The organism is Dermacoccus sp. BD5 (assembly GCF_044878485.1).
Lineage (GTDB): Bacteria > Actinomycetota > Actinomycetes > Actinomycetales > Dermatophilaceae > Dermacoccus > Dermacoccus nishinomiyaensis.
Window position 1 is genome coordinate 48,929 of sequence record NZ_JANJER010000014.1, and the last position, 10,349, is coordinate 59,277.

Here is a 10,349-nt window from a genome sequence, read left to right on the forward strand (position 1 = left end):
ACACGACCTGGAGAACATCCCGCACATGGCCACCCTGAACCAATGGGTCGAGGGCGCGCGCCCCCGCACGCTGCCCGCCGCCATCGCCCCCGTCCTCGTCGGAACGGGCGCGGCCTACGCGATGGAGAAGGCGAACCCCGGCTATGCGCTGCTCGCGCTCATCGTCGCGCTGTTCCTCCAGATCGGCGTCAACTACGCCAACGACTACTCCGACGGCATCCGCGGCACCGACGAGGACCGCGTCGGCCCGGTGCGCCTGGTCGGTCAAGGCCTTGCGAACCCGGGCAACGTCAAGCTCGCCGCGTTCGGATGCTTCTTCGTCGCCGCGTTCGTCGGCCTCGCGCTCGTCACGCTGTCGAACACGCCGTGGCTGCTGCTCGTCGGCGTCGCCGCCATCCTCGCGGCCTGGTTCTACACCGGCGGCAAGCGCCCGTACGGCTACATGGGGCTCGGTGAGGTCTTCGTCTTCGTCTTCTTCGGCCTCGTCGCGGTGCTCGGCACGACGTACACGCAGGCCCACACTCTGTCGCCGTCCGCGTGGGCGGGCAGCATCGGCGTGGGCGCGATCGCCTGCGCGATCCTCGTGACGAACAACCTGCGCGACATCCCGACGGACGTCGAAGCCGGCAAGCACACCCTCGCCGTGCGGCTCGGCGACAAGGCCACCCGCACGTTCTACGTCCTGCTCATCGCCATGTCCGTCGCCGCCGTCGCGGTGTGCACGCTGTTCCACGTCGCCGCTGCGGCGGGCTTCGTCGCCCTCATCGCCGCGATCCCGCCGGTGCTGCGCGTCATGCGCGGCGCCACGGGCCGCGACCTCGTGCCGGCCCTCGCCGGCACCGGCCGTTACCAGCTGCTCTACGGCCTGCTCCTCGGCGGCGGCCTCTACGCCGCGCACCTCATGCACTGACGGCCCTGACGGCGACGCCCACCGCGCCATCATCCGCTGCCAATCCGACGACGACAGCGGCAACGACGACAAAGACTTCAACACACGCGAAGGCCGGCCGCCCCCTCGGGGACGGCCGGCCTTCGTCATCATTCGTCCGCGACCAGCACGCCCGGCCCGTCAGGGGCCCGGTGCGGATCGAGCGTCGATCAGTCCTCTTCGACGTCCTCGGCCTCACGCATCTGCTGCGCACGGGCACGACGCTTCTCGACGCGATCTTCGACGACGTCGACCGTCTCCTGACGGAAGCGGTTGAGCGCGAAGAAGCTGATCGCCGTCGACGCGAGCGCCGCGACGATGAGCAGCAGGAAACTGCGCAGCCCGCACAGGTAGCCCAGGCACACGCAGCCGAAGAAGACGAGGATGCGCAGAACGGTGTAACGAGCGACAGGTGCCATCAGCCGATCACAGCCCCGAGTAGGAGTGCTGGCCGACGAAGAACACGTTGACGACGCCGTAGTTGATGAGGATGCACGCGAAGCCGACGAGGACGACGGCGGCGGCCTTGCGTCCGCTCCACCCGACCGTCACGCGGCTGTGCAGGTAGGCCGCGTAGACGATGAAGATGACGAGCGACCACACTTCCTTCGGGTCCCAGTTCCAGTAGTGACCCCAGGCCTCCTGCGCCCAGATGGCGCCGCACAGGACGGTGAACATCCACAGCGGGAACGCGATGATGTGCACGCCGTAGGCGAGGCGGTCGAGGGTCTCCGAATCGGGCAGCGAGCGCAGGAAACCGCCGCTCTTGCCCCTCTCCTCGCGCGTCTTCTGGGCGAGGTACAGCGCTGTGATGACGAAGCCGATCGTGAACAGGCCGACGGACAGCGTCGCGACCGTCACGTGGATCGACAACCAGTACGACTGCAGCGACGGCATGAGCTTGCTCGCCTCGGTGTAGTACACCTTCGCCGCGAGGATGAGGAACAGCGTCGCGGGCAGCGTGACGAACGCGCCAAGCCAGCGCACGTCCTTTCGCAGGCTCCACAGCAGGAAGCACACGAGCAGGAACGCGGTACCGGCGAGGTCGAACTCGTACATGTTGCCCAGCGGCGGGCGGTGCACGGCGAGCGATCGCATGACGATGCCCGCGATGAGGAACGCGGCACCCAGCCACGTCAGCGCCATGCCGGTGCCGGCCCACTGACGCTTGTGACCGTCGGCCGGGACGTCGGGGGTGCCGTCGCCGTCGAGGTCACGACGTTCGCGGGTGCGTTCGAGCACCGCCGTCGCACCGCCGACACTGGCCTTCGACGACGCTGCCGCGCCGGCGCTCGTGGCCTCGGCGCTCATGGCGTCGGCCTCGACAGCAGCCTCATCGGCCGCGCCTCGGCGTCCGGCCCGCGCCTGACGGCCAGGGGCCTGGGCGAGGTCGACGCAGAACGAGAGCATCGCGAGGGTGAGGACGAGCGCGGCCGCATACACGGCGCGCGTGGAGTTCTGCGCGAGGGTGCTGTGCGCCTCGTCGATGAATGCGAAAGCGGACATCATGCCTTACCTGTCGTCTTCGTGGTGGGGGCCGCCGCGCGGCTGATGCGTTCGAGGATGTCGTCGACCGCCAGCGCGAGACGAGGATCCTCACCCTTGGCGAGCCCACCGATCTCAACCACTGTACGCGCGTCGGTGTCGCCATCCGTAGCGGAACGGACGCGGACGAACACGCGCCGACGACGGATCGTCAGGGAAAGCACGAGGCCGGCGAGTGCGAGGACGCTGAACAGTAGGGCCGGCCCCTTGCCGGGGTCGTGACGAATCGACAGCCCCGCCCACCGTGGCGCCGCGTCGAACGTCACGGAGCCGAGGTTGTTCGGCAGCTGCACCGTCTGGCCGAGGGCGAGCTGCAGACGCACCGGCTGGCCCTTCTCGTCCTTGAGCTGCGTCATCGTGCCGGTGTCGAGGCTGAACACCGACTGCGGGCGACCGTTCGGGTACAGGTCGCCCGTGAACGCCGTGAGGTACAGCGCCGGCGCCTTGGCGTCGGGGAAGGCCGAGCTCGGGCCCAGGTTCGGGTCGAGGTAGGCCGTCGGCAGGAAGAAGCCGGTGAGGCCGATCTGCTTCGGTGAGGCGCCCGAGATCTTGAATGCGCCGGTCGACTTGTACTTGTTGTCGATCGACAGGAACGGCGTGGATTCGTCATACAGGACGTTGCCCTTCGCGTCCTTGAACGTGATCTTCGGGGCGTAGCCGTTGCCGAGCAGGTACACCTCGCCGCCTCCCACCTTCAGCGGGTGGTTGACCTTGATCGTGTCCTTCTTCCACGCGCTGTTCGCCGACTCCCGGTAGTCGACGTCGGCGGTGAAGTCGCGCGGTTGACCCCACTGGCTGCTCGTCGGGTCGACGTTGCTCTCGAACGTCACCTTGAGCGTGTTCATCTTGAGCGCCCAGTCGGGGATGTCCTGCTCCGCATCGACCCACGGCCCGAGCTTCAGGGTGTCGTAGCGCGACGGCGTCGAGGCAAAACCGCTGCCCTCGGGGACGATGACGTCACCGCGCCAGCCCCAGACGTGCCCGGCCGCGACCGAGACGATGATGCCGATGAGGCTGAGGTGGAACAGCAGGTTGCCCGTCTCGCGCAGCATGCCGCCCTCGGAGGCGACCTCGAACTCGCCCGTGCCCTTGCGCAGCGCGAACCGCTTGCGCCGCAGGACGGTACGCGTCGCGGCGATGACCTGCTCGGGGGTCGCCTCGAGCGTCACCTCGCGGTGCGCGGGAAGGCGTGAGAGGCGGCGGGGCATCGCGGGCGGGCCCTGCCGCATCGCCTTGTAGTGCACCCGGACGCGCGGGATGATGCAGCCGACGAGCGACACAGTCAGCAGAAGGTAGATGGCGGCGAACCACGGCGAGCTGTAGACGTTGAACATGCCGAGCCGGTCGAGCCACGGCGCCAGATCCGGATGATCGAGGCGGTACTGCGTGACACGCTGCTCGTCGATCGAGTGCTGCGGGAAGATCGAGCCCGGCACGGCCCCGACCGCGACGAGCAGCAACAGGAACAGCGCCGTGCGCATGCTCGTCAACTGCCGCCAGAACCAGCGCAGGCCGCCGAGGAACCCGAGACGCGGCTGCGTCACCGTCGCCCGATCGTCCCGCGAGGACGTCTTCGTCGAGTCTGCGTCGGCCGCATCGTCACGGGGCACGTCGCCGCGCGCCGCACCGCCCATGGATGCCTCGCCGTGAGCAGCGTCGTCGACGCGGAACGCGCCGGGTTCGGGGTTGTCTGACGTCTTGGCCACTAGATCACCGGTTCGAACTGATTGACGAGATGGGTCTGGATGTCGGCGATGAGCGAGTTCCACAGACCCGTCACCATGAGCACGCCGATGGCGATCATGAGGCCGCCGCCGACGAGCTGGATCGGACGATGCCGCGCGCGCAACCACTTCGAGGCGCGCTCGGCGCGGCTCCAGCCGGCCGCGATGAGAATGAAGGGGATGCCGATGCCCAGGCTGTAGCAGGCGGTGAGCAGCAACCCGCGTCCGTTGACACCGCTCGATCCGAGTGCGGTGTTGGCCGCGAGGATCGCGCCGTAGACCGGCCCGACGCACGGCGACATGCCGAGCGCGAACACGGCGCCGAGCAGCGGAGCGCCGAGCAGCCCCGCGGCCGGGCGCCAGCGCACGGTGAATCCGCGCTGGCCGAGCACGCCGAGGAACAGCAGGCCCATGACGATGACGAACACCCCGCCGACGCGCAGCAGCAGCGTGTCGTGGGCGCCGACGGTGTCGACGAAGAACGACAGCGCGGCCTGCAGGCCGACGAACACGACGGAGAAGCCGAGGACGAACAGGCACGCGCCGAGGATGATGCGGGTGCGACGCTTCTCGTCGGTCAGGCCGGTCACGTAGGCGAGGAAGCCTGGTACGAGTGGCAGCACGCACGGCGAGGCGAACGAGACGAGCCCCGCGAGGGCAGCGAAGAACATCGCGAGCGGCAACGCGCCGTCCGCGACGATCTGTCTCGGCGAGTCGCTCGCCGCGAGCAACGCGATCAAGCCTTCTCCGCCAGCACCTTGTCGACCATGTTGCGCACCGTCGTCTCCGTCGTCGCCCCGCTGACGCGCGCGGCGATGCGGCCCTGCGCGTCGAGCACGAGCGTCGTCGGGGTCGCGGAGACCTTGCGCTGCAGGCCCTGCAGGTTGGCGCCGTCGTCATTGGCCAGGGACGGGTACGTGACGCCCCACTTCTTCAGGGCCGAACTGGCGACGGCGTTCGAGTCACGCTGGTCGATGCCCATGAACACGACGTTCTTGCCCGACTTCTCGTACGACTGCCACGCCTTTTGCAGGTGCGGCATCTCGGCCTGGCACGGGCCGCACCAGGCGCCCCAGACGTTGAGCACGACAACCTTGCCGCGAGCCTGCTCCACGTTCCAGTCGGTGCCGTCGAGCAGCTTGCCACTCAACGTGACGGGCTTGTCGCGCTTGGCTGCGGGAAGCTCCTCGACGGTTCCGTCGCCGCCGACGTAGCCCTTCTGGTCCTGCGCCTGCTTGCTGATCTCTTCGTTCTTGCCGTCACCGCACGCCGTCGCACCGAACGTCAGAGCACCGGCAGCGATGACGGCGGCGACGCGCCGGGTGATGCTGCTGCTCATGCTCCCACCGCGTTCGTCGAGGCGGCGAGCAACCGGCCGGCGGGTTCGGTGTAGCGCACGTCGGTGATCTCATCGCCGGTGAACTCGATCGTCGTCACCGACGCGAGCGTGCACTCGCGCGAGCGCGGGTCGTGCCACAGGCGCTTGCCCTCGGCGAAACGACGCGCCGTCCACACCGGCAGCTGGTGGCTGACGATGACGGCCTCGTGCCCGGATGCCGCATCACGAGCATCACGGATCGCCGCATCCATGCGCGCGGCGATCTCGTCGTACGGCTCGCCCCAGCTGGGGCGGAACGGGTTGGTGAGCTTCGGCCAGAAGCGCGGCTGCATGAGCTGCTTGGGGTTCGAGCCCACCGTCATGCCCTCGAAGTCGTTGCCTGCCTCGATGACACGCTCGTCGAGCGTGACAGGCAGACCGAGCTTGTCGGCGATCGGCGCCATCGTCTCCTGCGCTCGCTCGAGCGGCGAGCTGACGAGGTGCGTGACGTCACGTGGCGCCAACCACTGGCTCGTCAACTCGGCCATCTCGTGCCCGAGCTCAGAGAGGTGGTATCCATCGAGGCGCCCGTACAACACCTTCTCGGGGTTGTGGACCTCGCCGTGGCGCACGAGGTGCACGAGCGTCGTGCCGGGCACCCGCGGCTCGCTGACGGCGGCGGGTGACGGCTGCGGCGTCCGCGACGGATCGGAGGTGACGTGCTCGGACATGCTCACAGTGTCGCAGCCGAGTCTGTGGACGCCGCGGCGCGCGCCGCGGTCGGCAGCGCTTCGACGATGTGCGCGACGGCCTCGTCGTCGTGGCTCGCGGAGACGAACCAGGCCTCGAACGACGACGGCGGCAGGTGCACGCCCTGGGCGAGCATCGCGTCGAAGAAGCGGGCGAAGGCATGGATGTCCTGTTTCTTGGCGCCATCGTAGTTCGTCACGGCCTCATCGGTGAAGAAGATCGAGAACATCGAACTCGCCCACTGCACCTGGTGCGGGACGCCGGCCTTCATCAGCTCGCTCGAGGCCGCATCGGCGATCGTGTGTGCGACGCGGTCGAGGTGGGCGTAGACCTCGGGCGTGCAGGCCTGCAGGGTCGCGAGGCCGGCGGCCGTCGCGATCGGGTTACCGGCGAGGGTGCCCGCCTGGTAGACGGGGCCGTCGGGTGCGAGCAGCTCCATGAGGTCGCGACGCCCACCGAACGCAGCAGCTGGGAAGCCGCCACCCATGACCTTGCCGAACGTGAACAGATCTGGCGCCGTCTCACCCTGCTGACCCTCGTGACCGAACCAGCCGGCCGCGGAGCAGCGGAAGCCCGTCATCACCTCGTCGGAGATGAGCAGAGCGCCGTGCTTCGTGGTGATGTCGCGCAGCGCCTTCGTAAAACCGGGCACCGGCGGCACGACGCCCATGTTGCCCGGCGAGGCCTCGGTGATGACGGCGGCGACCTCGTCACCGTGCTCGGCGAAGGCCGCGTCGAGCGCGTCGACGTCGTTGTACGGCAGCACGATCGTCTCTCCCGCACTGGAGGCGGGGACGCCGGCCGAGTCGGGCAGGGCGAACGTCGCGAGGCCGGAGCCGGCGAAGGCGAGCAGCGCGTCGACGTGACCGTGGTAGCACCCTGCGAACTTGACGATCTTGCTGCGCTGCGTCGCGCCGCGGGCGAGACGGATGGCCGACATCGTGGCCTCGGTGCCGGAGGAGACGAGGCGTACCTGCTCGACCGGCTCGACGCGGCTGACGATCTCGGTGGCGAGCGCCACCTCGTTCTCGCTCGGCGTGCCGAAGCTGAACCCGCGCGACGCGGCCTGCTGCACCGCGTCCATGACGCGCGGGTCGGCGTGGCCGAGGATCATCGGCCCCCACGAGCAGATGAGGTCGACGTAACGGTTGCCGTCGACATCCGTCAGCCACGGCCCCTTCGCCTCACGGATGAAGCGCGGCGTGCCGCCGACGGCGCGGAACGCGCGCACCGGGGAGTTGACGCCGCCTGGGGTGACCGAGCGGGCGTGATCGAGCAATGCCTGAGACGTCGAGGTGTTCTGGCTCATGCGCATCATTGTTCCATCGCGCACTGACAACCCCCTCCACGCCGGCCCCCTCACGGCCGTGAGGCCCACCACAGCAGCGTCGCGTCGTCGCACCCGCGACGGGGACGGCCGGTGCGCGCCGTCGCAGGGAACGTCCCGTCATACTCCTCGCTCCGGGCGTGGCAGGTGGTACCTCGACACACCGTGCGCGGGGTGGTGGCGTGCTCCGGTCGTCAGCGCTCGCTGGCCTCGACGGCCTCGCCGACGCGGCGCATGGCATCCCCGAGGCTCGCGAACTGACGCGCGGGCATCACGTCGACCATAAAGGCTCGCACACTCGCGACGTGCACCTTGGCTGCCTCGTGCAGGGCCTGCAGCCCGTCCTCGGTGAGGACGAGTTCGACGCCGCGCGAGTCGTCGAGGCAGGGCTGACGCTCGACCCAGCCGCGCCGTTCGAGGCGGTTGGCGGTGTGCGTCAGCCGGCTGCGTGACTGCACGACGATGGCCGCGAGCGCACTCATGCGCAGGCGCCGACCCTCCGATTCGGAGAGCATCGAGAGGATCTCGTACTCGGCCAGCGACATGCCGTGGGCGAGAAGTTCACGATCGAGCGCCGTCTCGAGCGCCCGCGCGCCGCGCAGATAGTGCCGCCATGCAGCCTGCTCGGACTCGCTCAACCACGCCGTCTCGCCACCTCGCATCACGCTACTCGCCTCTCCTGCAGCCGCTTCCTCAACAGACCCAGTATTCCCGGTGTTCACCGTCAGTTCCACACGAACCCCCTGTTGGGGTGTGGAATGGAATACGCGCCCCGGGCATGTAGTTGAACATTCAACAACACTCCGCTACGGTGAGCGCATCGACCACCAACGATCTGAAGGAAAGGGGCTCGTCATGGCCTCCCTCAACACCCTCCCCGCCGGCACCTGCAACATCGACCCGGCGCACACGGAGATCTCGTTCGTCGCCCGTCACCTCATGGTGACGAAGGTGCGCGGCAAGTTCACCGACTACTCGGCGACGGTCGTCGCCGCCGACCCGATCTCGGATTCGAGCGTCGAGTTCACGGTGCAGACCGCGTCGATCGACACGGGCAGCGCCGACCGTGATGCGCACGTCAAGTCGGGCGACTTCTTCGACGTCGAGACCTACCCCACGATGACGTTCAAGGCCACGCAGATCACGGACGACGAGATCACGGGTGACCTGACGATCAAGGATGTGACGAAGCCCGTCACGTTCTCGTACGACTTCAACGGTGTCGCGACCGACCCGTGGGGCGCCACGCGCGCCGGTTTCGAGGCGTCGGGTGAGATCAACCGCAACGACTTCGGCATGACGTTCAACGCTCCCCTCGACGGTGGCGGCGTCCTGATCAGCGAGAAGATCAAGATCAACCTCGACCTCGAGTTCACGAAGGCCTGACGACGATCGAACGATCGTAGGTAGGACCGGAGCGTTGTGTTCGTCGAGCACGGCGCGGACGAACGCTCATGTCATGCGAGGATCCTGCCGAAGCGAGCGTTGAGGAGTCAGGCCCGGAAAAAGGCCTGACGTCGATCAAGCAACCCCTGCGTCGATGAGGGCTGCTTCGATCTGGTCGAGGAAGGCATCAGGGTCGCTGCGCAGGCCGACGTCGGGAATGCGCAGGACGCGATCGCCGTGGAGGGCGACGGCGGTCTGCCGCAGCGCGTCGGCGATCGGGTTGGCGCCGCCCTGGTGGTGTGCGCCGTCGATCTCGGCGACGAGGCCCGCGGCGTTCCAGCGTGCATCGAGGTACCAGCGTCCTGCGTTGCACTCACTCGCTCCACAGTCATGGATCTAGCCTGACGCGCGCGCCGCGCCCGGCGCCATCGACGCCGGCCCACCCTGGGGCCTCCCCCGCCTCACGATGGCGCCCACGATCGTCACCGACGGGGATGACAGCCGCAGACGCCGACAAGGGTTGAGGAGGTTCGCGCCCCCCTGGAGCGCGAACCTCCTCAACCCTTGCGTCGATGACTGATGCAGCGGTCAGACGATGAGACCGGGCGTCTGCTTCGACGCCTTTTCGAAACGCGCCTGCACGTCAGCCCAGTTGACGATGTTCCACCACTGCTTGACGAACGTCGCCTTGTCGTTCTTGTACTGCAGGTAGTACGAGTGCTCCCACATGTCGAGCATGAGCAGCGGAACCATGCAGATCGGCACGTTGCCCTGGTGGTCGAAGTGCTGAACGATGTACAGCTTCTGCGCGACCATGTCCCACGTCAGCACCGACCAGCCGGAACCCTGCACACCGAGGGCGTTGGCCTCGAACTGCGCGCGGAACTTGTCGAACGAACCGAAGTCGGCGTCGATATGAGCCGCGAGATCACCAACGGGCTTGTCACCACCGTCAGGCGACATGTTCGTCCAGAACACCGAGTGATTGACGTGGCCACCGAGGTGGAACGCCAGGTTCTTCTCCAGCGTGCCGAGGAACGTGAACTCCTCCTTGTCACGCATCTCCGACAGCTGGTCGACGGCCGTGTTGATGCCCTTGACGTACGTCGCGTGGTGCTTGTCGTGGTGCAACTCCATGATCTCGCCCGAGATGTAGGGCTCGAGAGCTGCGTAGTCGTAGGGAAGTTCCGGGAGCGAGTAGTCAGCCATGACCCCACGCTACCCACCTGCGACTCAGTCGCAACTAAGGCATACCTCGTCAGATGCGATAAAGTCGCACCTGGGACGGGAAGCGCGAGAGGCCACGAGCAACAACTCGTGGCCTCTCCTCATGCGTGACGAGATGGGCTGGGCGCCCGATCGGTCGTCAGC

12 protein-coding genes are annotated in these 10,349 nt (G+C 67.9%); 2 read left to right on the forward strand and 10 right to left on the reverse strand.

Translation table 11 applies throughout. The annotated features are described in order from the left end of the window. Positions 1-25 precede the first annotated feature (25 nt). Positions 26-910 carry a 1,4-dihydroxy-2-naphthoate polyprenyltransferase gene (locus tag NQ706_RS10975; protein WP_038569434.1) on the forward strand — a complete coding sequence of 295 codons (885 nt, stop codon included), beginning with the start codon at positions 26-28 and terminating at the stop codon, positions 908-910. Between the two features lie 188 nt (positions 911-1,098). Here the strand turns inward: NQ706_RS10975 and NQ706_RS10980 are convergent, their stop codons facing one another. The 8 genes from NQ706_RS10980 to NQ706_RS11015 form a co-directional block, all read right to left on the reverse strand. Beyond that, positions 1,099-1,347 carry a DUF4229 domain-containing protein gene (locus tag NQ706_RS10980; protein WP_006943689.1) on the reverse strand — a complete coding sequence of 83 codons (249 nt, stop codon included), beginning with the start codon at positions 1,345-1,347 and terminating at the stop codon, positions 1,099-1,101. A 7-nt stretch (positions 1,348-1,354) separates the two neighbouring features. Next, complete coding sequence (ccsB, locus tag NQ706_RS10985; protein ID WP_338032957.1) at positions 1,355-2,437, reverse strand: c-type cytochrome biogenesis protein CcsB; 1,083 nt, start codon at positions 2,435-2,437, stop codon at positions 1,355-1,357. Then, positions 2,434-4,179 (reverse strand): cytochrome c biogenesis protein ResB, encoded by a 1,746-nt coding sequence (locus tag NQ706_RS10990; protein WP_038569435.1) that lies wholly within the window; start codon positions 4,177-4,179, stop codon positions 2,434-2,436. Before NQ706_RS10990 ends, ccsB begins: the two co-directional genes overlap by 4 nt. After that, positions 4,179-4,937, reverse strand: a complete 759-nt coding sequence (locus tag NQ706_RS10995) for a cytochrome c biogenesis CcdA family protein (protein WP_006943620.1) — start codon at positions 4,935-4,937, stop codon at positions 4,179-4,181. Before NQ706_RS10995 ends, NQ706_RS10990 begins: the two co-directional genes overlap by 1 nt. Further along, positions 4,934-5,536, reverse strand: coding sequence for a TlpA disulfide reductase family protein (locus NQ706_RS11000; protein ID WP_038569436.1), 603 nt, complete (start codon positions 5,534-5,536; stop codon positions 4,934-4,936). Before NQ706_RS11000 ends, NQ706_RS10995 begins: the two co-directional genes overlap by 4 nt. Next, the gene (locus NQ706_RS11005) at positions 5,533-6,252 is read right to left on the reverse strand and encodes a histidine phosphatase family protein (RefSeq protein WP_081873742.1); all 720 of its coding nucleotides are present in this window, start codon (positions 6,250-6,252) and stop codon (positions 5,533-5,535) included. Before NQ706_RS11005 ends, NQ706_RS11000 begins: the two co-directional genes overlap by 4 nt. Further along, complete coding sequence (hemL, locus tag NQ706_RS11010) at positions 6,249-7,574, reverse strand: glutamate-1-semialdehyde 2,1-aminomutase (protein ID WP_150112793.1); 1,326 nt, start codon at positions 7,572-7,574, stop codon at positions 6,249-6,251. The genes NQ706_RS11005 and hemL overlap by 4 nt, the downstream gene beginning before the upstream one ends. A 212-nt stretch (positions 7,575-7,786) precedes the next feature. Then, the gene (locus NQ706_RS11015; RefSeq protein WP_038569437.1) at positions 7,787-8,254 is read right to left on the reverse strand and encodes a MarR family winged helix-turn-helix transcriptional regulator; all 468 of its coding nucleotides are present in this window, start codon (positions 8,252-8,254) and stop codon (positions 7,787-7,789) included. Positions 8,255-8,447: 193 nt separating this feature from the next. On the opposite strand from NQ706_RS11015, the gene NQ706_RS11020 reads away from it, so the two are divergent. Then, entirely contained in the window at positions 8,448-8,978 is a 531-nt protein-coding gene (locus NQ706_RS11020) for a YceI family protein (protein WP_038569438.1), read from the forward strand. Positions 8,979-9,113: 135 nt separating this feature from the next. On the opposite strand, the gene NQ706_RS11025 is transcribed toward NQ706_RS11020, so the two are convergent. Continuing rightward, positions 9,114-9,374, reverse strand: a complete 261-nt coding sequence (locus tag NQ706_RS11025) for a DUF559 domain-containing protein (protein WP_404360933.1) — start codon at positions 9,372-9,374, stop codon at positions 9,114-9,116. A 192-nt stretch (positions 9,375-9,566) separates the two neighbouring features. Next, positions 9,567-10,187 (reverse strand): superoxide dismutase, encoded by a 621-nt coding sequence (locus tag NQ706_RS11030; protein ID WP_038569440.1) that lies wholly within the window; start codon positions 10,185-10,187, stop codon positions 9,567-9,569. Between the last annotated feature and the right edge of the window lie 162 nt (positions 10,188-10,349).